Below are 22,874 nucleotides of genomic sequence, written 5' to 3' on the forward strand. Positions count from 1 at the left end.
AAAAGACGCAAGCACGCGCTGCAAATCCCCACGCCACCGCACTTCACCCTTGATTCTTCCGCAAAAGGTGGTATAATCGTTGTGCACATTTTATGTATGCGGAGAGGGAATTATGAAATATAACAAAAGCGCGACTTTGCGCTTTGCGTTCAAGCAATCACTGCCGGTGCTGTTCGGCTACTTGTTTTTAGGCGCAGCGTTCGGTATCATGCTGTTTAAGGCCGGCTACAATTGGGTGTGGGCAGCGCTGATCTCGCTGCTGGTGTATGCCGGGTCCGGCCAGTTTCTGCTGGTGTCGCTGATCTCCTCCGGCGCCGGGCTGGCCACCACCGCACTGATGACGCTGTTTATCAACACCCGCCACATGTTCTATGGCCTGTCTTATATTGAAAAGTTCAAGGCCGGCGGCTGGCGCTATCCTTTTATGATCTTTACTTTAACGGACGAAACCTACTCGGTAAACGCCTCCATCCTGTCTGTGCCGGATGGGGTGGACGAGCCCCGGGCGCGCTTTCTCATCGGCGAGCTTGACCATGTGTACTGGATCATCGGCTCCGTGCTGGGCTCGCTGCTCAGCGCCGCCCTGCCCATGGACTTTACCGGCATTGATTTCTCTATGACCGCCCTGTTTGTGGTGATTTTTATTGACCTGATCCGCAACCAAAAGGGTCGCGCCGGGCTGATCGGCGCTCTGGGGCTGTGCGCCGGCATTCTGTGCCTGCTGATCTTCGGGGCAGACAAATTCCTGCTTCCCTCCCTGGTGCTGACCGTGGCGGTGCTGTCCGCCGGTCGCCCCTTCTTTGATCCGGAACGGAGGGCTGCCAAATGACCAACACCCATTTGCTGATCATGGTGCTGGTGGCCGCCGTCTGTACCTTTGCCACCCGCCTATTTCCATTTGCCCTGTTTGGGGGCAAAAAGCAGGTGCCCAAGTTCGTGCAGTACCTGGGCAATGTGCTGCCGGTAGCGATCCTGGGCATTCTCATCGTCTATTGTCTTAAGGATTTTGAGCAGGGCAATGTGAACTACATTGTGCCCCAGCTGATCGCCGTGGCGCTCACCGCCGGGGTGCATCTGTGGCGCAAAAACACCCTCCTGAGCATCGCTGTGGGCACCATCGGCTATATGCTCCTGATCCACTTTGTGTTTGTGTGACAAAAACAAAAATACAAAAATGACCGCACCGGAAATGGTGCGGTCATTCTTTATCTCAATAATTTTTTAGTTGCAAACACAGCAGATTCATGGTACAATAGCCTTGCGACACAAGTGAATATTTTTTCTGCATACAGGACATGCTTTTTTTATCTCTCGATAAAAATGCGTGGGATTTTCGCATGCCTTATGCAGAATCACTTGTGTCGCAGCAAACCATGCGTTTTTTGTGCGTGGCTTTGCTGCGCACTTTTTATTCTTAGGGGGATAATTTTATGGAAACTGCTGCGTACACCATTTCTTTCATTCTTACAGTCTTTATTTGCTTTGGTATTCCTCTACTGCTGATCGTTTGGCTGATTTACCAAAGCGTGTATTACAAAAGCCAAAAATTTCTATCCATTAAAGAGCGCATTTCCAGCTACACCAATGATTGCAATGCGCTAAACGAACATATCGAAACGCTGAAAGATTGCTATTCAGAAATACAACATATAGACTACGGTCAGGCAACTTTTGTAAACAACAGCAAATGGAATTACCGTCGCCCAGCGTTCAATGCCCGCAAACAATCCAAATTTGTATATAACTGCTCTCGCCAGGTTTGCAGCAATGCACAAAATCAGCCGTTCAAGTATTTGTGCAAATACTTCAATATTAAGCCGAACGAAAACACTTTGGAAATGTTTGAGTCCGTCTTAAACAAATTTTCCGCCGTTGAGCAAGGTAAGCAACTACTGGTACAGCAGCGAAATGATATACTCGCACAAATTCAAAATGACATTCCGAAAATCATTATGAAATTTTCGCGCAGACGGCTATTGCGCAAACTGGGTTTTCAGGACATTGACCTGAGCAACATGTACTTTCCCAAGTACACATTTCAATACACCAGCTCTGGCGGCAACAGTTCTTTTGCCTATGACATTGTTATGGATATTCCAAATTTGGAGAAATTTGTACAATATTTGTCTGATACCATCAAGTTCAAAAAGTCTGCCGCAGGGCAGCGTGCATTGATGACTCCGGCGTTGCGTGAATCCATTAAACAGCGTGACCATTATACTTGTCAAAAATGTGGCGTCAGTGTTGAGGAAGAGCCACACTTGCTGCTGGAGATCGACCATATCGTCCCCATCTCAAAAGGCGGTATGACCAGTGTAGACAACTTGCAAACTTTATGCTGGAAATGCAATCGCTCCAAGGGAGCCAAACTGTTAGACTAATACCAAACACCCCTGAACCAACACTTCGGTTCAGGGGTATTTGGTTTATTCATCTACACCGCAGCGGGGACAAAGCGATAGCCACGACCCCACACTGTATGAATCAGATCTAAATTAGAATCCAGCTCCTTGAATTTGTCTCGAATCCGGTTCACATGAACGGTGACGGTAGAGGTCTCGCCCAAGCTGTTGTACTGCCAAATCCGATCAAACAGCTGTTCCTTGCTAAAGACTTCGTCCGGGTGGCCGGCCAAAAAATACAGCAGCTCAAACTCCTTATTGGTCAACGCCACCTCCTGCTCCCGAAACCAAGCACGGCGGGTGGCAGGATCCAACCGCAGGGCACCGCTCTCCAGCACTGCGTCCTTGGTCGGCGGGTGCGCAGCGCCGTCGCCGGTGAGCCGCTCATACCGGCTGATATGCGCCAGCACCCGGGCCACCAACTCGCTGGGGGAAAAGGGCTTAACCACATAGTCATCCGCACCAACGCCCAGGCCCTTGATCTTGTCCAAATCCTCTTTCTTGGCACTGACTAAGATAATCGGTACATTCTGCTCCCGGCGAATGGAGCGACAAACCTCCAGTCCATCCATTCCCGGCAACATAATATCCAGCAAAATCAGGTCAAACCGACCATCCAACGCCGTGCGCAGTCCGGAGGGGCCGTCCGCTGCCACCGATGCCTGTAAGCCTGCCGCCTCCAGATAATCCCGCTCCAGCCCGGCAATGCGTGGGTCGTCCTCAATAATCAATATCTGCTTCATCTGCAACACGCTCCCTTTTGGGTAACGAAATAAAAATCGACAGCCCCGCATCCGTATGACTGCGGGCCCAAATGGAGCCGCCGTTCTGCTCTACAATTTGCTTGCACACTGCCAGCCCCAGTCCGCTGCCCTGGCTCACCTGGCTGCGGGCCGGATCCGTGCGGTACATGGCGTCAAAAATCTTGCGCAGCTGATCCTTATCCACGCCAATGCCGTTGTCTGCAAATTCCAGGATCACCACCCGATCATAGGCGGTGGCCGTCAATGCCAACCGACCGGGCACACCCGGGCGAGCGTACTTAACCGCATTGCCCAGAATGTTCAAAAACACCCGGCGAAAAGCGTCCGTGTCGATCTCAATCTGCGTATCTGCCGGGCAGTGATTCTCCAGCGCAAAGGTACAGCCGCGGTCCTCCATAAAAGCCGTCAGCTCCGGCGCAGCATCATCCAGCACCGCTTGTAGCTGCACAATGGAGCGATCGTTGCCTGTGCTGCCCAGCTCCAGCTTGGACAGCGCCAGCAGATCATCGAGAATTTTCTCTGTCTGCACAGCGGAGTCGTAAATGGTCTGCAAATACCGCTGCTGCTTCTCCGGCGTGTTGGCAATGCCGTCCCGCAGCCCCTCGGCGTAGCCCTTAATGCTGGTAAGCGGAGTGCGCAGATCATGGGCAAAGCCGGCGGTCATCTCCCGCCGCAATTGCTCGCTTTTTTCGCGGCTCTCAATGGTCTCTTTCAGCCGCAGGCGCATGGCGTTAAAGCTCTCCACCGTTTGGCCCAACTCATTGGTAGAGTCATAGTCGATCTGATAATCCAGATTGCCGCCGGCAATGGCGTCCGCTCCCCGGGCAATCTTCTGAATGGGGCGCACAATGGTGCGGCTGGTAAAGAAAGAAAACGCCGCCACCGCAGCGGCAAAAATCAGTACAATGGCCAGCACCACCAATCCGGTACGCCCCATCAACAGACGCGACAGCGTGCCCCGCGCCGTCGGCTCCGTTTGATCCGCCACCGTATAGCCGGTGCCGGTGAGCACCAGGCGGCAGCGCTGATCCCCGGCCTGCACATGACTGACGATCACCAGCCCGTCCTGGCCGAAGTGGTACACATTTTTTTCCGAATCAAAGGCCACGATCTGCCGGGCACGCCCCAGCACATCCTTGCACCCAGCGCTTCGATAAAATACCTTGTCACCCCGTCGAATTTCCAGCGCCACGCCCCGCTTCTCCAGCGGTGCGGCGTAGGCGGTAATATCCGCCAGCTTTTCTGCATCCGTATCTTTGGTGCGCAGCAACACATCGGACAGGTTGCTCACCGTCTGATTCCAGCCGATCTGGTTGACCAGGCTGTACCTGTCCGCCGTCTCCGCCGCCAACTGAAAGGTGTGGGAGGTGCTGTGCAGCAGCCCCAGACACACCAGCGCCACCAGCACCAGCGGTATGGCAATGGCCAGCACGGTGGTGAGCACAATGCGGGTGTTGATCTTTAAGTTCTTGGAAGAACGCTTTGGCTTTTTGCCGGACATATCAATAGCTCTCCCGGGGAACCCGTCCGTGCTTTACATCCTTGCTGTGACGAATAATCTCCAAAATGGAGCCCAGATGAATCCGGGCAAAATTGTACGCCTCGGTTTGTATATCCATATCATCATGGGTCACCCAGTAACGAATAACCCCTTTCATACCGGTAATAATATATTCAATGCTCAGGTCACTGATCCCCTCAATGTCCCCTTTGATCAGGTCCAACGCCGTGCGAATGGTTTTCTCGATCTTTTCAGAGAACACCACGGTGCCCGGATCCGTCAACAGCAACCGATACAAATCCCGATCCTCGTCGATCACCCGTTGAATACTGATCAGCAGTGCGGCGGTGCAATCAATGGTAAAGTCCAGATCCTTGATCTTGATCAGATCTTTGCTCACCCGCCAATACACTTTGCGCATCAGCTCATTGCTGATTTTATTAAGCAGATCAAACTTGTCCTCATAATGCAAATAAAAGGTATTCCGGCTGATCAGCGCCCGGTCGGTAATATCCTTGACTGTAACGGAATCAAATCCGTTTTCGTCAATCAATTCAAAAAAGGCATCCCGAATGGACTTTTTGGTGCGCCGAATACGCAGATCTGTTTTTTCCTCCGGATTATTCCCGGAATTCCGCTTGGACATACGATACCCCTTTTCACATGCCCGCAAAACGAGCGTGTTTGTTATGATACAGTGCTAAATAACTAACACCTGTACTTATAACAGTACACGAAAACGGAATCAATGTCAATAAATCGCCCCTTTTTTCCCGTTTTTGACATTTTTTTGCAAAAAAAACACCTGCCTTTGTTAACAGACAGGTGCGATATGACAACCTTTTTGCCTCCCTTGTAAAGGGAGGTGGATGCGAGCTTGCGAGCAGACGGAGGGATTTCCCATCGCCTCTGGCGCAATCCCCCCTGCGGCTATGCCGCTTCCGCCTAACGGGCGCCCATCCCCTCTGTCGCTACGCGACATCTCCCCGCACTGCGGGGAGTCACCCTTTGCAAGGGGGGCATAGAATTTGCAACCTTTCCTTTTGTACAAGGATGACTCCTCGTAGGCGTGGCAACCTGCCGCCCGCAATTTCTCATTCCGCCAGCAAATCGTTCTCCCGCAGCAGCGCGGCAAAATGCGCCACATCCGCGGCAGCACGCTGCCGTTCCACTTCATACTCATGCATCAGCGCCTCAACCACCTGCGCTTCGGTGGTGGGCTGCAAAAAGCAGTTCCAAAGAAAAGCCCCGGTATCGTTCAGGGTAATCATACCGTTAAAATCCGACGAGGCGGCGCCCACAGGCACCACTATGTTGCTGCCGGCGATCTTGCGCATGGCAAAGCCCGGTTTGATCTGCATAAAAAGTCACCTCAAAGTCATTCTTTTACCTATACTATACTGTATTGGGGCAAAACTTTCAACAACTTGCTTAAAACATTCTTACAAATAGCGACATTTTTTTATAGTTTTAGTCTTGAAGCGCAGCAAAAAAATGGTTATAATAACCTTGGTAATTTTGATAAATTATTAAGTATTGTTGGAAGGAGTAAATCATCATGACTTATTCAAATGAAGTTGAGCAGATGTGTACCGTTAAAAAGGGTCCGCATCACGGTCCGGCTCCCATTCCTGAAGAAGGTAAGTGGGTCAAGAGCTACCAGATCAGCGACATCTCCGGTTTCTCTCACGGTATCGGCTGGTGCGCACCCCAGCAGGGCGCCTGCAAGCTGAGCCTGAATGTGAAGAACGGTATCGTAGAGGAGGCTCTGGTGGAGACTGTGGGCTGCTCCGGTATGACCCATTCCGCCGCTATGGCCGCAGAGATCCTGCCCGGCAAGACCTTGCTGGAGTGCCTGAACACCGACCTGGTGTGCGACGCCATCAATGTGGCTATGCGCGAGATCTTCAAGCAGCTGGCTTACGGTCGTTCTCAGTCTGCATTCTCTGAGGACGGTCTGGTTGTCGGCGCTGCTCTGGAGGACCTGGGCAAGGGTCTGCGCAGCCAGGTGGGCACCATGTTCTCCACCAAGCTGAAGGGCGTGCGCTACATGGAGATGGCTGAGGGTTATGTGACCCGCATGGCTCTGGACGAAGAGGGCGAGGTCATCGGCTATGAGTTCGTAAAGCTGGGCAAAATGCTGGAGGATATTCGTCACGGCAAGAGCCCCAACGAGGCTTACGAGGCAAACATTGGCAACTACGGTCGCTTTGCTAACGCTGCAAAGTACATTGACCCCAGAGAAGAATAAGAGAAGGAGGACAATACCATGGCAAATGATGTAAAGTTTGAAGGCAAGGAAAGAAGACTTGCCAAGATCGAAAAGTGCCTTGCCGAGTACGGTCTCTCCAGCCTGGAGGAGGCAAGAGATCTTTGCCTGTCCAAGGGCATTGATGTAGACGGTATCGTAAAGGGCGTGCAGCCCATCGCTTTTGATAACGCCAGCTGGGCATACACCCTGGGTGTGGCCGTTGCACTGAAAAAAGGTGTGGCCACCGCTTCCGAGGCTGCTGCAGCCATCGGTATCGGCCTGCAGGCATTCTGCATTCCCGGTTCCGTTGCCGAGCAGCGTAATGTAGGTCTGGGCCACGGTAACCTGGGCGCCCGCCTGCTGCACGAGGACACCAAGTGCTTCGCTTTCCTGGCCGGCCACGAGAGCTTTGCTGCCGCTGAGGGCGCAATCGGCATTGCCCGTACCGCCAACAAGGTTCGCAAAGAGCCCCTGAAGGTCATCCTGAACGGCCTGGGCAAGGACGCTGCTTATATCATCTCCCGTGTCAACGGCTTCACCTATGTAAAGACCGATTATGATTTTTACACCGGCGAGCTGAAGATTGAGGAAGAAAAGGCATTCTCCGACGGCGAGCGCGCTGCCGTAAAGTGCTACGGCGCCAACGATGTGCTTGAGGGCGTTGCCATTATGAAGCACGAGGGCGTAGATGTTTCCATCACCGGTAACTCTACCAACCCCACCCGCTTCCAGCACCTGGTTGCCGGCACTTACAAGAAGTGGTGCCTGGAGAACGGCAAAAAGTACTTCTCCGTGGCTTCCGGCGGCGGCACCGGCCGTACCCTGCACCCGGACAATATGGCTGCCGGTCCCGCTTCCTACGGTCTGACTGACTCTATGGGTCGTATGCACGGCGACGCACAGTTCGCCGGCTCCTCCTCCGTTCCCGCTCACGTTGAGATGATGGGCCTGATCGGTATGGGCAACAACCCCATGGTAGGCGCTACCGTGGCTTGCGCAGTGGCTGTGGAAGAAGCCACCAAATAAGCCAAAAACGGCATAAAATCACCCCCGCACGCCCGGCGTGTGGGGGTTTCTTTTTGCGTTATATTATGAGGGCGCTCCCTCAGTTGACCGTAGGGCGGGGGCTTGCTCCCGCCGCGTACTCCACAAATTTTATCCTTTACTCACGGTAAACTTATGCCCACAATCCTGGCAAATGCCTACGGTTGCATTCTTAAACTTGGTGCTGCTCTTGGTCATCGTCTTGGGCATAAAAAAGCCAAAAATCATCAGACAGCAGAAAAGGCGCAGCATTTTATACAGCATATTGGGAATGATCCCCCGCTTTTTGGTCTTTGTTTTGCCATTTGTCTGCTCGTTGGTCACCAGCACATTGGTGCTGCCGCAATTTGGACAAACCATATTCTTCTCTCCTTTCCCTTATTTTTTCTGAACCAGGTGAATGTGGGTCGGCTCCGTGACCTTAATAAAATAGCCCTCCGGAATGGTCACGGACTTGGTCTCCTGCACATCCAGCAAATAAGCTTTACCGTTCGCCCATTCTTCCCATTCGCCCTGCTTAACCTTTTTATTTTGGTACACGGTCATCTGGGTAGGGTACGCATCCACATTGGTCACCTGATAAGTACCTGCGGGCACAAAATATCCGATGATATGATCCTCAAATTCCGTATCTTTATTCAGCACCAGATCCTTACCGTATGTACCGTGTTTTCCGGCAGTGATCTCAAAATCCAGCGTGTCCACCGTGGGCTTTGCAGTGGTGGCTTCTGTTATCGCAGGCGCTGTGATGGTAGGTTCCGGCTTAGTCGACGCACTTTTTCCGCCGGACAAACCGGTGCATAAAGCAAACAACGCAAACGCCGCAATACAAACGATCAGCTGTATTTTCATGGGACCGCCTTTCTTCTTCGCTACAATCACCCACACCAAAAAAGCCACAAAGACCCAAAAGAAAAGCACGGCTAACCCTTTCATTTTTATTCCTCCTATCCTGCATTTTTCTTTCGTATATTCAATTATAGATAATATTTATCTAAAAGTCAATAGACAAATATTATCTAGGCTATACTGTGGTTGGGTGATGATGTGAAAACACGCATAAAAGACCTGCGCACCGACCACGATCTGACGCAGGAGCAGGTGGCTGCAGCCTTGGACATTACGCAGCGCAAATACAGTTATTTGGAACGAGAAGTACAGCCCCTAACCGACGAGCTGATCTGTCGGCTGGCCGCCTTTTATCAGGTAAGCGCCGACTACATTCTCTACCTCACGGACAAAAAATAAAGCAAGACCGTAAGAATGGTCCTGCTTTTTATTTATATACAGCATGGTGACATCTGCCTGCAATCCCTCCACCGCCTAACCGGTGCCCGTCCCCTCTGTCGCTGCGCGACTGATGGATTTTGCGGGCGGATGATATCCGCCCCTACCCCGTAGGGCGGGGGCTTGCTCCCGCCGCAAACTCGGTTAATCGTAGAGTGGAGAGCCATTCCCCACCGCAAACATCACGCCTCGGCAGCCACCTTGGCGGCGCGGGCAATGTGGGTGCGAATTACGGTGCAGGTCTCCTCAAACGCCTGCTGTTCCGCAGCGTTCAAGGGAAGCTCGATAATATCCTCAATGCCGTCCCTGCCGATGACACAGGGCACACCGGCGTGCAGATCTTGCTGACCGTACTCCCCTTGCAACAGCACGGAAGCAGGCAGCACCCGGTGCTCGTCCCGGAGAATACACTTGACCATATCCGCCAGCGCTGCGCCGATGCCGAATTCCGTGGAGCCTTTGCCTTCAATGATCTCGTTGCCGATCTGGCGGGTGCGCTCCAAAATCAGATCCTCATCCAGCTTGCCGTAGCGCACCGGATCCTGCCGGCGCAGGGCGGTATAATCCCGACCGCCGATGGTGGTGGAGGAGAAGGGAATCAGCGAGGAATTGCCGTGCTCGCCCAAGGAGCAGGTAGTCAGGCTGCGGCGATCCACACCGGCCAGCTCGCTGATGGTGCGCTTCAGCCGGGCGGTATCCAAAAGTGTGCCGGTAGAGAAGCACCGTTCCCGGGGCAGCCCCAGGGATTTGCGGGTAAAATCCGCAATGATATCCGCCGGGTTCGTAATGGTAATCACAATGCCCTGATAATCCAGCGGCTTTAAGTGGCTGCACACATCCCGGAGCATACGCACCGAGTCGTCCAGCATGTCCAGCCGCGTTTGCCCGGGCTTGCGGGGCTGACCCACGGAAATAACAATAATATCCGCCGTTTTGCAGTCATCATAATTCCCCACATGCACGGTGCAACTGCCGGGCGTGAACAAGCAGGCGTCTGCCACATCCATGGCGTTGGCGCGGGCTTTCTCCAAATCCGTATCCAGCAGCACGATCTCCTCGCACACGCCGCCAAAGGCCAAAGCCATGGCGCAGTGGGAGCCTACATGCCCGGCGCCGATGATCACAACTTTTCGCTTATCCATAACGCTCACCTCGAACAAATTCTATATCTATTGTACTCCCCGCCCAGTCATTTGTAAAGCCCGCTTGTAACCGGGCGATATTTGTGCCATAATAAAAGCGGTGATCCTATGACGAAACAAAAAATCCTGGTGATCGGCACCGGCGGCACCATCGGCGCCAAGGCCGGTTCCACCATTACGGCGGACGCACCGCTGAAGATTCTAAACCTATATACGCCCCCGGCGGGGGTAGATCTGATCGGCCGAGCGGCCTTTGACCGCTTTTCCGAGCATGCCGACCTGGCGTACCTGGAGCAGCTTTGCACCTATATGCAGGGGATCGATTACAGCGCTTGCCGGGGCGTGGTGCTGCTCCACGGCAGCGACACCCTCACCTACACAGCCGCGCTGCTGGCCCACCTGCTGCCGGACAAGCCGCTGGCGCTGGTGGCCGCGGGCACCCCGCCGGAGGCACCGGACAGCAACGCCCTGCCCAACCTGGACCTGGCGGTGCAATATTTACTAAGCGGTGCCAAAGACGGTGTGCAAATTGCCTACGACGGACTGCATCCGGCCTGGGCCACCACCGAGGCGGACTGCAACGATCGGTTCCACCACGCATCGGTGCCCTTTGTGCCGGTCCAGGCCCCGGCGTTCCACCGGCGCCGCATTTTGCAAATCACGCCCCACCCGGGCATAGACTACGGTGCCTTTGATCTGACCGGCGTGGATGCGGTGCTCCACCGCATGTACCACAGTGCCACCGTACCGGAGCCGGCGACCGCATTTGCCCATCGCTGCAAGGAAGCCGGCGTACCCTGTTTCTTTGTGACCCCAAAGCCCGCTGCCGCCTATGTAACCGCCGCTCACCTGCCGGGCGTATGGACAAGCACCACCCCGGAGAGCGCCTTTGCAAAATTGTTATTGACAAACGGGCGGGACTTTGATACAATGACTCTACAAGTGAATGAAAACCGATGAGGCGGAGATAAAAATGCACCGTGCGCCCACAGAGAGCCCCTGTTGCTGGGAATGGGGTGGAAATGCAGCGCATTAAATGGACCGCTGAGGGCACGGTGAACGGCAATTTGCCCAGTATTCCGTGACGAGATGGCCTGCGTCAGTGGCCGGAGATATGATGGTATCTCGCAGAGCGTATGCGTGCTTTCGCACCGTAAACCAAGGTGGCACCGCGAATCAAGTTATTCGTCCTTGGCAGTCTTTTTGACTGCCAAGGTTTTTTTATTTTCTACCGGCTCTGTGAACACCGAAAGGAGCAGTAGAATGGAATTGAAACCCACGAAAGCGCAGATTTTGTGGTTGGCCGAGAAGTACAACACCGTGCCCTTGAGCACCACCCTGCCGGCCACGGTGACCCCCACGCAGGTGCTGCAAAAGCTAAAGACCGTCAGCCGCCACTGCTATATGCTGGAGTCCTGCGAAGACAAGGAAAGCTCCGGGCGGTACACCTTCCTGGGCTTTGATCCCCAGGCGGAGATCCACTGCAAGGACGGCAAAGGCACCGTCATTGACGAGAACGGCTCGCGCACCTTTACCGGCAGTCCAAAGCCCCATATTGCTGCCCTGCTGGAGCGGCACAAAAGCCCCCGACTGCGGGAGCTGCCCACCTTTACCGGCGGTCTGGTGGGCTACTTTGCCTACGACTATGCCAAATACAGCGAGCCGCGGCTGGAGCTGACCGCCGCAGAGGACGGCAACTTTAACGATGTGGACCTGATGCTCTTTGACAAGGTCATTGCCTTTGACCATGTGAAAGAGGAAATCATTCTCATTTTCAATATGAATACCCGCGATCCGGAGGCCGGGTATCGCAGAGGGCAAAAGGAGCTGGAGATCATGTGCCGCCTGGTCACAGACAGTCCGTCAGCCCCCTGCCCGCCGAAAGCACGGCTGCAAGCGGACTTTGCCCCCCAGTTTGACCAGGCCGCTTACACCGCGATGGTGGAGAAAGCCAAGGGCTATATCCGGGAGGGCGATATTTTCCAGGTGGTGCTGTCGAACAGCCTAAGCGCCAAAATGGAGGGCAGCCTGTTTGACGCCTACCAAATTCTGCGGCGGCAAAATCCCTCTCCCTATATGTTCTACTTTTCGTCCGACGATATTGAGATCGCCGGTGCCTCGCCGGAAACACTGGTCAAACTCACCGACGGCAAGCTGTTTACCTACCCACTGGCCGGCACCCGCCCCCGGGGCAAGACCCCCGCAGAGGACGCGGCGCTGGAGGCCGGACTGCTGCAAGACAAAAAGGAACTAAGCGAGCACAATATGCTGGTGGACCTGGGGCGCAACGACCTGGGCCGGGTCAGCGCCTTTGGCTCCGTAAAAGTCAGCGCTTACCACAGAATACTGAAATTCAGCCATGTGATGCACATCGGATCTGAGGTGGAGGGGCAGCTGGCGCCGGGCAAGACCGCGCTGGACGCCATTGAGGCGGTGCTCCCTGCCGGAACCCTTAGCGGGGCGCCCAAGTTCCGCGCCATGCAGATTATTGATGAGCTGGAGGGCAGCAAGCGGGGCATTTACGGCGGTGCCATCGGCTACATTGACCTGACCGGTAATATGGACACCTGTATCTCCATTCGCATTGCCTATAAGAAGGACGGGATCGTGTACATTCGCTCCGGTGCCGGGATCGTGGCCGACTCCGTGCCGGAGAAAGAACACACCGAGTGTATCAACAAAGCTATGGCTGTGGTACAGGCGGTACGAGAAAGCGCAGGTGACGCCCAATGACCCTACTGATTGATAATTACGACTCCTTTGCCTACAATCTGTATCAATATGTAGGCAGCCTGGACCCGCAGGTGCAGGTGATCCGCAACGACGACTTAACCGTAGCGGAGATTGAGGCGCTGCACCCCACAGCGGTGATCCTCTCCCCCGGACCGGGCCGACCGGCAGACGCCGGGGTGTGCGAGGAATTGATCCCGGCCCTGGCAGGCAAGTGCAAAATGCTGGGGGTATGCCTGGGGCACCAGGCCATTTGCGAGGCCTTTGGTGGGCGCATTACCTACGCCAAGGAACTGATGCACGGCCGGGAATGCAACATGACGATCACCTGCCCCGACGGCCTGTTTGCCGGACTCAGCAGTCCCATGACCGTGGCCCGCTACCACAGCCTGGCAGCCACGGACCTGCCGGACTGCCTGGAAGTGACCGCTACGGCGCCGGACGGCGAAATTATGGCGGTGCAGCATAAAGAATATGAAATTTACGGTGTGCAGTTCCACCCGGAGTCGGTGATGACCCCGGACGGCCTGCAACTGATCCGCAACTTTTTGGAGGGATAAACATGATCAAAGAAGCCATTGAAAAGCTGATGCAGGCAGAAAACCTAACCTACGACCAGGTGAAAGAAAGCGTAGACGAAATTATGACCGGTCAGGCCAGCCCGGCGCTGATCGCCTCCTTCCTCACCGCCCTGTCCATCAAGGGTGAAACGGACGAAGAAATCGCCGGGGCCGCCGAGTCCATGCGCTCCAAGGCGCTGCCCCTGGACAGCGACGGTGACATTCTGGACATTGTAGGCACCGGCGGCGACAAATCCGGCAGCTTCAACATCTCCACCACCGCCGGCATTATTGCCGCAGCCGCCGGGGTACGCATTGCTAAGCACGGCAACCGGGCCGCCTCCTCCAGGAGCGGCGCTGCCGACTGTCTGGAGGCGCTGGGCGTCAACATCAACGCCAGCAAAGAGACGATGGAGCGTGCCCTGCGGGAGGAGAACATCTGCTTCATGTTCGCCCAAAAGTACCACAGCGCCATGAAATATGTGGCGCCGGTACGCCGGGAACTGGGCATTCGCACCATTTTTAATGTGCTGGGTCCGCTGACCAACCCGGCCCACGCCACCCGCATGGTGCTGGGCGTGTTCAACGCCGATTATGTAGACAAAATCGCCGCCGCTCTGAACCAGCTGGGGGTCACCGACGCCCTGGTGGTCTTTGGCGAGGACGGACTGGACGAGATCTCCGCCTGCGGCGAGACCGAGGTGGCGGAGCTGCGCCACGGCAAGGTGGAGCGCTACACCGTAAAGCCGGAGGACTTTGGCCTGACCCGCTGCACCAAGGCCGACCTGGTAGGCGGCACCGCACTGGAAAACGCAGAAATCACCAAGAATATTTTGCTGGGCAAGTCCACCCCTGCGCAGCGCACCGCCGCCGTGCTAAACGCCGGTGCGGCCATCTATGTGGCCATTGACGGCCTGAGCCTGAAAGACGCTATGCAAAAGGCACAGGATGTGATCGACGACGGCAGCGCTTACAAAAAGCTGCAAGCCTTTATCCGCATAACCAATGAAGAGGACGACCAATGATCTTAGACCGACTGGCAGACGCCACCCGGGCACGCTATGCCCGGCGGATGACCGATACGCCGTTAGACATTGTAAAAAGCCGTGCCCTGGCGCTGCCCAAAGGGAACTTTGCCTTTGAGCGGGCGCTGGAGACACCGGGGGTCAGCCTGATCTGTGAAGTGAAAAAGGCCAGTCCCTCCAAGGGCCTCATCAGCCCGGACTTCCCCTACCTGGACATTGCCCGGGACTACGCAGCCGCCGGAGCTGCTGCCATCAGTTGCCTGACGGAGCCGGACTACTTTCTGGGAAACGACCGCTACCTGCAAGAGATTGCAGCGGCAGTGCCCATTCCCGTGCTGCGTAAGGACTTTACCCTTTATGATTACCAAATCTATGAGGCCAAGGTGCTGGGCGCCGGGGCGGTGCTGCTGATCTGTGCCCTGCTGGACACGGACACCCTGCGCCGCTATATTGAAATTTGCGACACCCTGGGGCTGTCCGCCCTGGTGGAGGCCCACGACGACCGAGAAATCGCCAGCGCGCTGGCTGCCGGCGCCCGGGTGATCGGGGTCAACAATCGAAACTTAAAGGACTTTACCGTAGATGTGCACAACAGCAGCCGCTACCGTGCACTGGTGCCGGCGGGGATTCGCTTTGTGTCCGAAAGCGGCATTACCACCCCGGCGGATATAGAAGTGCTGCGCCAAAACGGCACGGACGCCGCTCTGATCGGCGAGGCGCTGATGCGCGCCCCGAACCGACGGGCAGCGGTGGAGGCCCTGCTGAGATGACCAGGATCAAAATTTGCGGCCTGCGCACCCCGGCAGACATTGCCGCCGCCAACGAGAGCCGTCCGGACTATATCGGCTTTATTCTCTCTCCCGGCTATCGCCGCAGCATAACCAAAGAACAGGCGCTGGCTCTGCGGGCGCAGCTGGACCCGGGCATTGTGCCGGTGGGGGTGTTTGTCAACGCAACGCCGGCATACATTCAAGCCTGCGTAGACTGCGGGGCCATCGATGCAGTCCAGTTTCACGGCCAGGAAAGTCCGGCAGACTGCGCCGCCATCCACGGGGCGAAAAAAATCAAGGTCTTTGTCACCGGCGAGGACCAACCGGCGCCACCGGGCAGCTATCCGGTAGACTACCTGCTGTTTGACAGCGGGCGGGGCGATGGCATTGCCCCCAAAGACCGACAGATCCCCCCTTGTGACCGACCGTTTTTCCTGGCCGGGGGACTAAACACAGAAAATATGACAGAAACCATTGCCGCCTTTTCTCCCTACGGCGTAGATCTTAGCTCCGCCGCAGAGACAAACGGCGTGAAAGATAAAAACAAAATGCAAAAACTGGTAAGGAGCGTACACCATGAGTAAAGGCAGATACGGCATTCACGGCGGGCAATACATTCCCGAGACCCTGATGCACGAAATCGAAAATTTAGAAAAAGCATACGAGCATTACAAAAACGACCCGGACTTTTGCGTCGAGCTGGACACCCTGAACCGGGAATACGCCGGTCGTCCCAGCCTGCTGTACTATGCAGAGAAAATGACAAAGGACCTGGGCGGTGCCAAGATCTACTTAAAGCGCGAGGACCTGAACCACACCGGCTCCCACAAAATCAACAATGTACTGGGTCAGTGCCTGCTGGCCAAGCGCTTGGGCAAGACCCGGGTGATCGCCGAGACCGGCGCCGGTCAGCACGGCGTAGCCACCGCCACCGCCGCTGCGCTGATGGGGCTGGAGTGCGAGGTCTTTATGGGCGAGGAAGACACGATTCGTCAGGCGCTGAACTGCTACCGTATGGAGCTGCTGGGGGCTAAGGTGCACCCGGTAAAGAGCGGCACCCGCACCTTAAAAGACGCAGTAAACGAGGCCATGCGGGAGTGGGTCAGCCGGGTAGACGATACGCTGTATGTGCTGGGCTCTGTGATGGGTCCCCACCCCTATCCCATGATCGTTCGTGACTTCCAAAGCGTCATCGGCAGAGAAGCACGCCAGCAAATTTTGGAAAAAGAGGGGCGGCTGCCGGACGCGGTGCTGGCCTGCGTAGGCGGCGGCTCCAACGCCATGGGTATCTTCCATGAGTTCATCCCGGACGAGGGTGTGCAGCTGATCGGCTGCGAGGCTGCCGGTAAGGGGGTGGACACTGCCATGAACGCCGCCACCATGACCTGCGGCAGCGAGGGTGTGTTCCACGGTATGAAGTCCTACTTCTGCCAAAACGAGTTTGGCCAGATTGCGCCGGTGTACTCCATCAGCGCCGGGCTGGACTACCCGGGTGTTGGGCCGGAGCACGCCTATCTGCACGACATTGGCCGTGCCCAATATGTGCCTGTCACCGACGACCAAGCGGTAGATGCCTTTGAGTACATTGCCCGCACCGAGGGCATTATCTGCGCCATTGAGTCCGCCCACGCGGTGGCCTACGCCATGGAGCTGGCGCCTAAGATGGATAAGGACCAGATTATGATCGTGAATTTGTCCGGCCGCGGCGATAAGGATGTGGCCGCCATTGCAAGATACAGGGGGGTCGATTTACATGAATAAGAATATTGCGTCTGCATTTGAAAACAAAAAGGCATTTATCGGTTTTGTCACCGCCGGTGACCCGGACCTGGACACCAGCCGCCAAATTCTCTTAGAAATGGCAAAGAACGGCTGCGATCTGATTGAGGTGGGCATTCCCTTCTCCGATCCCATTGCCGAGGGGCCGGTAATCCAGGAGGCCAACATTCGCGCCCTGGCACAGGGGGTCACCACGGACAAGGTGTTTGACCTGGTGGCAGAGGTATCTGCCCAAATGGACATTCCCTTGGTGTTTATGACCTACCTGAATGTGCTGTTCCGGTATGGCTACGATCGGTTTTGCCGGCGGGCAGCGGACAGCGGAATCTCCGGCGTGATCGTGCCGGACCTGCCGTATGAAGAAAAGCACGAGCTGTCCGATATTGCCAAAAAGTACGGCATTGCTGTGATCTCTTTGGTAGCGCCCACCAGCCACGAGCGGGTGATGATGATCGCCAAGGAGGCAGAGGGTTTCCTGTACCAGGTGTCCTCCATGGGGGTAACCGGCACCCGCAGCAAGATCGAGACCGATGTGGCCGCCGTAACGGAGCTGGCCCACCGGGTAAGCGATGTGCCGGTGGCCGTGGGCTTTGGCATTCACACCCCGGAGCAGGCCGCCCAAATGGGCCAATTTGCCGACGGGGTGATCGTCGGCTCCGGCATTGTGGAGCTGGTGGCCAAGTACGGCAAGGACGCCCCGGCAAAAGTGGGCGCCTATGTGGCAGAGATGAAAGCCGCCCTTGCGAAATAACAAAACCTATATGTAACACAGAAAAGGACGACCGCCGGTGCGCGGCCGTCCTTTTTGCTTGCAATTCCCGGCAAAATCCGCTACAATGAGGGCAAAGAGGAAATGAGGTGTGCATCTATGCAAAAATCCGCAAAATTCATTCTGCCCTTGCTGCTGACGGCCGCCCTGCTTTTCGGGTTTACCGGCTGTGCCGACAAGAACGAAACACCCACAACCCCCACCACAGAGGCTGCCACGGCAGAGCCCACCGCTGCGCCCACCACGCCGGTCACCCTGCAAGCACCGGTGATGCAGACCCAGGACTGGGACGCCTACACCCCCGCCAAATACCAAGACAAAGAACACCTGTCGGTAACCCTGAATCTAACGGCGGACCTGACCGCCCAAGACACCATCCTGTACCAAAACGGCAGCAAATATGCGGAGCTGGTAGGCGTAATCGTGCCCGCCAAAGACCAGACCGCCTTTGACAACCTGGAGCTGAACAAAGACTACAACGGCGTGGAATATAAAGAAAAAGGCACCGGCACGCTGCCGAGCGGCACCCGCTATACCTATATTATGAGCGACCTGCCCACGGAGACCGGCAGCTGGTATGCCTATTGCTACGCCCTGCCCGCCGGGGACAACCTGTTGCTGCTGACCCTGTATAAAGCCGAAAAACAGGCCGCCCTTTCCCCCGCCGACGCCGCCCTGCTGCAAAGCGCCCGGGTGGGATAAGCCAAATACCGTATATTTTTCATAACAAAACCCCGCGGGCGGCAGATTGCCGCCCCTACGATAAACCTTTTTGGGACCCCACAATACCGTAGGGGCGGATAGCATCCGCCCGCATTTTTTATTCTCATGGCAAACACAACAATCCCTCCGTCGACGCCTAACGGCGTCGCCACCTCCCTTTACAAGGGAGGCATATCGGTTTCATCTTTTTAGGCTCCCTTGTAAAGGGTGACTCCCCGCAGTGCGGGGAGATGTCGCACAGCGACAGAGGGGACGGGCACCGGTTAGGTGCTGTCAGCGCAGCTGACTGAGGGATTATCACCCTTCTGCCCCAAGATCTTGGGGCATTTTTTATGCCCACAGGTACCGGTTTGTAACCTTTTTTCGCATAACGGCGGGCGTTTTCGCCGTTTTCAGACCCATTTTGCGCCAATTGTCCAATATCTATATATCCGTATTTTGTGCCATATTGTCAAAATAAAACCCAATATATTGTGGTTTTGCATATTGACAAGCGCACCTGTGCGTGCTACAATAGAACCACGCTTGCGAACGAGATTTGTAATCTTTTTGTAATAAGTTTGAGAAAAGGGGATATGGTATGAAGATCATCAAGAGAAACGGCAGCGAAGTGGATTTTGACCTGAACAAAATCGTAGTAGCCGTCACCAAAGCCAACGCCGCCTGTGAGAAGCAGGAGCTGACCGCATCGCAAATTCAGGAGATCGCCGAGTATGTGGAATTCAAGACGGTAAAGGCCAACCGGGCCTTGTCCGTAGAGGAAATTCAGGACATTGTGGAGGACCAAATCATGGCACAGGGTGCCTTTGAGGTGGCCCGGCGCTATGTGCGCTACCGCTACACCCGCTCCCTGATCCGCAAGGCCAACACCACCGACAACCAGATTCTCTCCCTCATTGAGTGCAACAACGAGGAGGTCAAGCAGGAAAACTCCAACAAGAACCCCACCGTGAACAGCGTGCAGCGGGACTATATGGCCGGCGAGGTGTCTAAGGACATCACCAAGCGCATTTTGTTGCCCCAGGATATTGTGGAGGCTCACGAGGCGGGCATTATTCACTTCCATGACAGCGACTACTTTGCCCAGCATATGCACAACTGCGACCTGGTGAACCTGGAGGATATGCTGCAAAACGGTACCGTGATCAGCGGCACCATGATTGAGAAGCCCCACAGCTTCTCCACCGCCTGCAACATCGCCACCCAGATTATAGCCCAGGTAGCCTCCTCCCAGTACGGCGGCCAGTCCATCAGCCTGGCTCACTTGGCGCCCTTTGTGCAGATCAGTCGGGAAAAGATCCGCGCTTCTGTACAAAAAGAGGCTGAGGCCTTCGGCGCCACTGCCGATCAAGAACAGATCAACAAGATCGCCGAGGAGCGCCTGCGGGACGAAATCCGTCGTGGTGTGCAGACCATTCAGTACCAGGTGGTCACCCTGCTGACCACCAACGGCCAAGCACCCTTTGTGACCGTGTTTATGTACCTGGGCGAGGCCAAGAATGCCCAGGAAAAGGCCGACCTGGCCATGATCATTGAGGAGACGCTGCGCCAGCGGATCCAGGGCGTGAAGAACGAAAAGGGCGTGTGGATCACCCCCGCCTTCCCCAAGCTGATCTATGTGCTGGAGGAGGACAATATCCATGAGGGCGCCCCCTACTGGTACCTGACCGAGCTGGCCGCCAAGTGCACCGCCAAGCGCATGGTACCGGACTATATCAGCGAAAAGAAAATGCTGGAATATAAGGTGGATAAAAACGGAGAAGGCCACTGCTACACCTGCATGGGCTGCCGCAGCTTCCTGACCCCGTATATAGACCCCAAGACCAACAAGCCCAAATATTACGGCCGGTTCAACCAGGGCGTTGTAACTCTGAACCTGGTAGACATTGCCTGCTCCTCCGGCGGGGATATGGACAAGTTTTGGAAGATCTTTGACGAGCGGCTGGAGCTGTGCTACCGGGCGCTGATGTGCCGCCACAATCGACTGAAGGGCACCCTGTCCGACGCGGCGCCCATTCTGTGGCAGTACGGCGCACTGGCTCGCCTGGAAAAGGGCGAGAAGATCGACAAGCTGCTGTACGGCGGCTACTCCACCATCAGCCTGGGCTATGCAGGGCTGTATGAGTGCACCCGCTATATGACCGGCAAGAGTCATACGGACGATGAGGGCGGCGGCAAGGCCTTTGCCCTGTCCGTGATGCAGCACTTGAACGACGCCTGCGACAAGTGGAAAAAGCAGGAAAACATTGACTTCTCCATCTACGGCACCCCGCTGGAGTCCACCACTTACAAATTTGCCAAGTGCCTGCAAAAGCGCTTTGGTATCATCAAGGGCGTAACAGACAAGAATTACATCACCAACAGCTACCATGTGCACGTGTCCGAGCCCATCGACGCCTTTACCAAGCTGAAATTTGAAAGCGAGTTCCAGCGGCTGTCCCCCGGCGGCGCCATCAGCTATGTGGAGGTGCCCAATATGCAGCAGAACATTCCGGCGGTGCTCCAGGTGATGCAGTATATCTATGACAATATTATGTACGCCGAGCTGAACACCAAGAGCGACTACTGCCAGTGCTGCGGCTACGACGGTGAAATCAAGATCGTAGAAAATGCGGACGGCAAGCTGATCTGGCAGTGCCCCAACTGCGGCAACACCGATCAGGACAAGATGAATGTGGCCCGCCGCACCTGCGGTTACATCGGCACCCAGTATTGGAACCAGGGCCGTACCCAGGAGATCAAGGACCGGGTCCTGCACTTATAAGATGAATTACGCAGAGATTAAAAAAAATGACATTGCAAACGGAGAGGGCGTGCGCACCTCTCTGTTTGTTTCCGGCTGTCGCAATCGGTGCAAAAACTGCTTTAACGCCGTCACCTGGGACTTTCTGTACGGCAAGCCCTTTGACCAAGCGGTGGAGGACGATATCATTGAGGCCACCCGTCCCCGCTGGATCAGCGGCCTGTCCCTGCTGGGGGGCGAGCCCTTTGAGCCGGAAAATCAAGCGCCGCTGCTGGCATTTCTTCGTCGGTTCCGCACCGCCTTACCGGGCAAGACCGTGTGGTGCTACACCGGCTTTACCTTAGAAGAATTGCTGGGCAAAAGCGGCGAATGCCGCGCCTGCACCCCCCATACCCGGGAGTTGCTGGGACTGATCAACATATTGGTGGACGGACGGTATGAGGAAGAACTGGCAGATATTACCCTGGCCTTTCGCGGGTCCAAAAATCAGCGTGTGCTGGACCTACCCGCTACCCTTACGACCGGCGAGCCGGTGCTGTATTTGGAATAAAGCGATTGGTATTCGAATCTATATGAAAGGCAATCTACCGCCTGCATAATCCCAAAAGGGATCATGCCCGCCCTACGGCTTTCGCCGCCAAATCAATAAACGAAACCGCCCCTGTGATCCGAAACGGACCGCAGGGGCGGTTTTTGTATTGCCTATCTTATTTTTTCTTGGGCTTTTTCACATACACGGCCACCAGCCAGTAGTACACCGGAATGATTAGAAACAGCACCCAGGCCGGGTGCCACAACTTTGCACAAACACCCAGTACCAGAAACACGGTGATGATGACTTCCGGAATCGGCTGTGCCATCATAAAGGCCTTTTGGCTCTTGGTCATACAAGCGCCGGCAAAATGATAGTAAATGGGGATCAGCAGAAAGACCAGCCAGGTAGGGTGCCAGCCAACGGTCAGCCCCAAAGCCACATACACAATAGCCACCACTGCCGGGAACGGGAACTTAAACAGGCTCTTGCCCAGTTTACCGTGAAGGGCGTGGCGCTTCTCTTTCGTTTTCGGCTGCTCTGCCGGCTGCGCCACAGCAGCGGCCTGGCGGGGAGAAGGCTGCGGCGGCGTCAGCAAAGACGGCTCGCCACCTAACAACTGGTCCAGCGTCATGTGATACAGCTCGGCCAATGCAATTAAATTGTCTGTATCCGGTGAGGACTCGCCACGCTCCCACTTGGAGATTGCCTGGCGGCTTAGCCCCAATTTCTCCGCCAAGGCGTCCTGGCTGTAACCGTTCTCCTTGCGCAGTTGTTGCAGGCGATTTGCTGTTTTCAGATCCATGAGGCCGTACTCCTTCACTGTGTTGTTCTGTTTATTTTACCAAAAAT

General features: G+C 55.5%; 25 protein-coding genes. 17 read left to right on the forward strand and 8 right to left on the reverse strand.

Annotation, left to right across the window (positions count from 1 at the left end; translation table 11 throughout):
- The first annotated feature begins 112 nt into the window (after window positions 1-112).
- The 3 genes from OGM59_07990 to OGM59_08000 all read left to right on the forward strand — a co-directional run bounded on the left by OGM59_07990 (window position 113) and on the right by OGM59_08000 (window position 2,381).
- Window positions 113-829, forward strand: a complete 717-nt coding sequence (locus tag OGM59_07990; protein ID UYI90637.1) for an AzlC family ABC transporter permease — start codon at window positions 113-115, stop codon at window positions 827-829.
- Complete coding sequence (locus OGM59_07995; protein UYI90638.1) at window positions 826-1,155, forward strand: AzlD domain-containing protein; 330 nt, start codon at window positions 826-828, stop codon at window positions 1,153-1,155. The genes OGM59_07990 and OGM59_07995 overlap by 4 nt, the downstream gene beginning before the upstream one ends.
- 275 nt (window positions 1,156-1,430) lie before the next feature.
- Window positions 1,431-2,381: an HNH endonuclease gene (locus tag OGM59_08000; GenBank protein UYI90639.1), complete on the forward strand. Its 951-nt coding sequence runs from the start codon at window positions 1,431-1,433 to the stop codon at window positions 2,379-2,381.
- 53 nt (window positions 2,382-2,434) lie between these two features.
- On the opposite strand, the gene OGM59_08005 is transcribed toward OGM59_08000, so the two are convergent.
- The 4 genes from OGM59_08005 to OGM59_08020 form a co-directional block, all read right to left on the reverse strand.
- Window positions 2,435-3,145 carry a response regulator transcription factor gene (locus OGM59_08005; protein UYI90640.1) on the reverse strand — a complete coding sequence of 237 codons (711 nt, stop codon included), beginning with the start codon at window positions 3,143-3,145 and terminating at the stop codon, window positions 2,435-2,437.
- Window positions 3,123-4,667 (reverse strand): HAMP domain-containing histidine kinase, encoded by a 1,545-nt coding sequence (locus tag OGM59_08010; GenBank protein UYI90641.1) that lies wholly within the window; start codon window positions 4,665-4,667, stop codon window positions 3,123-3,125. Before OGM59_08010 ends, OGM59_08005 begins: the two co-directional genes overlap by 23 nt.
- Before the next feature lies 1 nt (window position 4,668).
- Window positions 4,669-5,313, reverse strand: coding sequence for a TetR/AcrR family transcriptional regulator (locus OGM59_08015; protein ID UYI90642.1), 645 nt, complete (start codon window positions 5,311-5,313; stop codon window positions 4,669-4,671).
- A gap of 448 nt (window positions 5,314-5,761) precedes the next feature.
- On the reverse strand, window positions 5,762-6,028 hold the full coding sequence (locus tag OGM59_08020; protein ID UYI90643.1) for a PqqD family protein: 267 nt from the start codon (window positions 6,026-6,028) through the stop codon (window positions 5,762-5,764).
- A 197-nt stretch (window positions 6,029-6,225) separates the two neighbouring features.
- On the opposite strand from OGM59_08020, the gene OGM59_08025 reads away from it, so the two are divergent.
- The gene (locus tag OGM59_08025) at window positions 6,226-6,918 is read left to right on the forward strand and encodes a hypothetical protein (protein UYI90644.1); all 693 of its coding nucleotides are present in this window, start codon (window positions 6,226-6,228) and stop codon (window positions 6,916-6,918) included.
- An 18-nt stretch (window positions 6,919-6,936) separates the two neighbouring features.
- Window positions 6,937-7,944, forward strand: coding sequence for a GGGtGRT protein (locus OGM59_08030; protein ID UYI90645.1), 1,008 nt, complete (start codon window positions 6,937-6,939; stop codon window positions 7,942-7,944).
- Between the two features lie 129 nt (window positions 7,945-8,073).
- Here the strand turns inward: OGM59_08030 and OGM59_08035 are convergent, their stop codons facing one another.
- Together OGM59_08035 and OGM59_08040 are read right to left on the reverse strand one after the other, a co-directional pair.
- Window positions 8,074-8,322, reverse strand: a complete 249-nt coding sequence (locus OGM59_08035) for a hypothetical protein (protein ID UYI90646.1) — start codon at window positions 8,320-8,322, stop codon at window positions 8,074-8,076.
- Window positions 8,323-8,340: 18 nt separating this feature from the next.
- Window positions 8,341-8,898 (reverse strand): hypothetical protein, encoded by a 558-nt coding sequence (locus tag OGM59_08040; protein UYI90647.1) that lies wholly within the window; start codon window positions 8,896-8,898, stop codon window positions 8,341-8,343.
- 111 nt (window positions 8,899-9,009) lie between these two features.
- On the opposite strand from OGM59_08040, the gene OGM59_08045 reads away from it, so the two are divergent.
- Entirely contained in the window at window positions 9,010-9,210 is a 201-nt protein-coding gene (locus OGM59_08045) for a helix-turn-helix domain-containing protein (GenBank protein UYI90648.1), read from the forward strand.
- Window positions 9,211-9,431: 221 nt separating this feature from the next.
- Here the strand turns inward: OGM59_08045 and OGM59_08050 are convergent, their stop codons facing one another.
- Window positions 9,432-10,391 (reverse strand): L-lactate dehydrogenase, encoded by a 960-nt coding sequence (locus tag OGM59_08050; protein ID UYI90649.1) that lies wholly within the window; start codon window positions 10,389-10,391, stop codon window positions 9,432-9,434.
- Window positions 10,392-10,499: 108 nt separating this feature from the next.
- On the opposite strand from OGM59_08050, the gene OGM59_08055 reads away from it, so the two are divergent.
- The 11 genes from OGM59_08055 (at window position 10,500) to nrdG (ending at window position 22,040) form a co-directional block, all read left to right on the forward strand.
- Complete coding sequence (locus OGM59_08055) at window positions 10,500-11,351, forward strand: asparaginase domain-containing protein (protein UYI90650.1); 852 nt, start codon at window positions 10,500-10,502, stop codon at window positions 11,349-11,351.
- Window positions 11,352-11,654: 303 nt separating this feature from the next.
- Window positions 11,655-13,124, forward strand: a complete 1,470-nt coding sequence (locus tag OGM59_08060) for a chorismate-binding protein (protein ID UYI90651.1) — start codon at window positions 11,655-11,657, stop codon at window positions 13,122-13,124.
- Window positions 13,121-13,681: an aminodeoxychorismate/anthranilate synthase component II gene (locus OGM59_08065; protein ID UYI90652.1), complete on the forward strand. Its 561-nt coding sequence runs from the start codon at window positions 13,121-13,123 to the stop codon at window positions 13,679-13,681. The genes OGM59_08060 and OGM59_08065 overlap by 4 nt, the downstream gene beginning before the upstream one ends.
- Window positions 13,682-13,683: 2 nt before the next feature.
- Window positions 13,684-14,706 (forward strand): anthranilate phosphoribosyltransferase, encoded by a 1,023-nt coding sequence (trpD, locus tag OGM59_08070; protein ID UYI90653.1) that lies wholly within the window; start codon window positions 13,684-13,686, stop codon window positions 14,704-14,706.
- A complete protein-coding gene (gene trpC, locus OGM59_08075; GenBank protein UYI90654.1) occupies window positions 14,703-15,476 on the forward strand; it encodes an indole-3-glycerol phosphate synthase TrpC in 774 nt (257 codons plus the stop codon). Before trpD ends, trpC begins: the two co-directional genes overlap by 4 nt.
- Window positions 15,473-16,060, forward strand: a complete 588-nt coding sequence (locus OGM59_08080) for a phosphoribosylanthranilate isomerase (protein ID UYI90655.1) — start codon at window positions 15,473-15,475, stop codon at window positions 16,058-16,060. Before trpC ends, OGM59_08080 begins: the two co-directional genes overlap by 4 nt.
- Window positions 16,053-17,237, forward strand: coding sequence for a tryptophan synthase subunit beta (gene trpB / locus OGM59_08085; protein ID UYI90656.1), 1,185 nt, complete (start codon window positions 16,053-16,055; stop codon window positions 17,235-17,237). Before OGM59_08080 ends, trpB begins: the two co-directional genes overlap by 8 nt.
- Window positions 17,230-18,006 carry a tryptophan synthase subunit alpha gene (gene trpA / locus OGM59_08090; protein ID UYI90657.1) on the forward strand — a complete coding sequence of 259 codons (777 nt, stop codon included), beginning with the start codon at window positions 17,230-17,232 and terminating at the stop codon, window positions 18,004-18,006. The genes trpB and trpA overlap by 8 nt, the downstream gene beginning before the upstream one ends.
- A gap of 117 nt (window positions 18,007-18,123) precedes the next feature.
- Window positions 18,124-18,726 carry a hypothetical protein gene (locus OGM59_08095; protein UYI90658.1) on the forward strand — a complete coding sequence of 201 codons (603 nt, stop codon included), beginning with the start codon at window positions 18,124-18,126 and terminating at the stop codon, window positions 18,724-18,726.
- 601 nt (window positions 18,727-19,327) lie between these two features.
- Window positions 19,328-21,511, forward strand: coding sequence for an anaerobic ribonucleoside-triphosphate reductase (gene nrdD / locus OGM59_08100; protein UYI90659.1), 2,184 nt, complete (start codon window positions 19,328-19,330; stop codon window positions 21,509-21,511).
- A gap of 1 nt (window position 21,512) precedes the next feature.
- Window positions 21,513-22,040 carry an anaerobic ribonucleoside-triphosphate reductase activating protein gene (gene nrdG, locus OGM59_08105; protein UYI90660.1) on the forward strand — a complete coding sequence of 176 codons (528 nt, stop codon included), beginning with the start codon at window positions 21,513-21,515 and terminating at the stop codon, window positions 22,038-22,040.
- A gap of 157 nt (window positions 22,041-22,197) precedes the next feature.
- Here the strand turns inward: nrdG and OGM59_08110 are convergent, their stop codons facing one another.
- The gene (locus OGM59_08110) at window positions 22,198-22,827 is read right to left on the reverse strand and encodes a helix-turn-helix domain-containing protein (protein UYI90661.1); all 630 of its coding nucleotides are present in this window, start codon (window positions 22,825-22,827) and stop codon (window positions 22,198-22,200) included.
- Window positions 22,828-22,874 lie beyond the last annotated feature (47 nt).

This window comes from Oscillospiraceae bacterium (genome assembly GCA_025757685.1).
Lineage (GTDB): Bacteria > Bacillota > Clostridia > Oscillospirales > Acutalibacteraceae > CAG-217.

Coding starts and splice junctions, on each gene's coding strand:
- OGM59_07990 (UYI90637.1), top strand. CDS start 113: ATGAAATATAACAAAAGCGCGACTTTGCGCTTTGCGTTCAAGCAATCA.
- OGM59_08110 (UYI90661.1), bottom strand. CDS start 22,827: ATGGATCTGAAAACAGCAAATCGCCTGCAACAACTGCGCAAGGAGAAC.
- OGM59_08020 (UYI90643.1), bottom strand. CDS start 6,028: ATGCAGATCAAACCGGGCTTTGCCATGCGCAAGATCGCCGGCAGCAAC.
- OGM59_08010 (UYI90641.1), bottom strand. CDS start 4,667: ATGTCCGGCAAAAAGCCAAAGCGTTCTTCCAAGAACTTAAAGATCAAC.
- OGM59_08035 (UYI90646.1), bottom strand. CDS start 8,322: ATGGTTTGTCCAAATTGCGGCAGCACCAATGTGCTGGTGACCAACGAG.
- OGM59_08025 (UYI90644.1), top strand. CDS start 6,226: ATGACTTATTCAAATGAAGTTGAGCAGATGTGTACCGTTAAAAAGGGT.
- trpB (UYI90656.1), top strand. CDS start 16,053: ATGAGTAAAGGCAGATACGGCATTCACGGCGGGCAATACATTCCCGAG.
- nrdG (UYI90660.1), top strand. CDS start 21,513: ATGAATTACGCAGAGATTAAAAAAAATGACATTGCAAACGGAGAGGGC.
- OGM59_08005 (UYI90640.1), bottom strand. CDS start 3,145: ATGAAGCAGATATTGATTATTGAGGACGACCCACGCATTGCCGGGCTG.
- trpD (UYI90653.1), top strand. CDS start 13,684: ATGATCAAAGAAGCCATTGAAAAGCTGATGCAGGCAGAAAACCTAACC.
- OGM59_08080 (UYI90655.1), top strand. CDS start 15,473: ATGACCAGGATCAAAATTTGCGGCCTGCGCACCCCGGCAGACATTGCC.
- trpA (UYI90657.1), top strand. CDS start 17,230: ATGAATAAGAATATTGCGTCTGCATTTGAAAACAAAAAGGCATTTATC.
- OGM59_07995 (UYI90638.1), top strand. CDS start 826: ATGACCAACACCCATTTGCTGATCATGGTGCTGGTGGCCGCCGTCTGT.
- OGM59_08000 (UYI90639.1), top strand. CDS start 1,431: ATGGAAACTGCTGCGTACACCATTTCTTTCATTCTTACAGTCTTTATT.
- OGM59_08095 (UYI90658.1), top strand. CDS start 18,124: ATGCAAAAATCCGCAAAATTCATTCTGCCCTTGCTGCTGACGGCCGCC.
- nrdD (UYI90659.1), top strand. CDS start 19,328: ATGAAGATCATCAAGAGAAACGGCAGCGAAGTGGATTTTGACCTGAAC.
- OGM59_08050 (UYI90649.1), bottom strand. CDS start 10,391: ATGGATAAGCGAAAAGTTGTGATCATCGGCGCCGGGCATGTAGGCTCC.
- OGM59_08040 (UYI90647.1), bottom strand. CDS start 8,898: ATGAAAGGGTTAGCCGTGCTTTTCTTTTGGGTCTTTGTGGCTTTTTTG.
- OGM59_08060 (UYI90651.1), top strand. CDS start 11,655: ATGGAATTGAAACCCACGAAAGCGCAGATTTTGTGGTTGGCCGAGAAG.
- OGM59_08055 (UYI90650.1), top strand. CDS start 10,500: ATGACGAAACAAAAAATCCTGGTGATCGGCACCGGCGGCACCATCGGC.
- trpC (UYI90654.1), top strand. CDS start 14,703: ATGATCTTAGACCGACTGGCAGACGCCACCCGGGCACGCTATGCCCGG.
- OGM59_08015 (UYI90642.1), bottom strand. CDS start 5,313: ATGTCCAAGCGGAATTCCGGGAATAATCCGGAGGAAAAAACAGATCTG.
- OGM59_08065 (UYI90652.1), top strand. CDS start 13,121: ATGACCCTACTGATTGATAATTACGACTCCTTTGCCTACAATCTGTAT.
- OGM59_08030 (UYI90645.1), top strand. CDS start 6,937: ATGGCAAATGATGTAAAGTTTGAAGGCAAGGAAAGAAGACTTGCCAAG.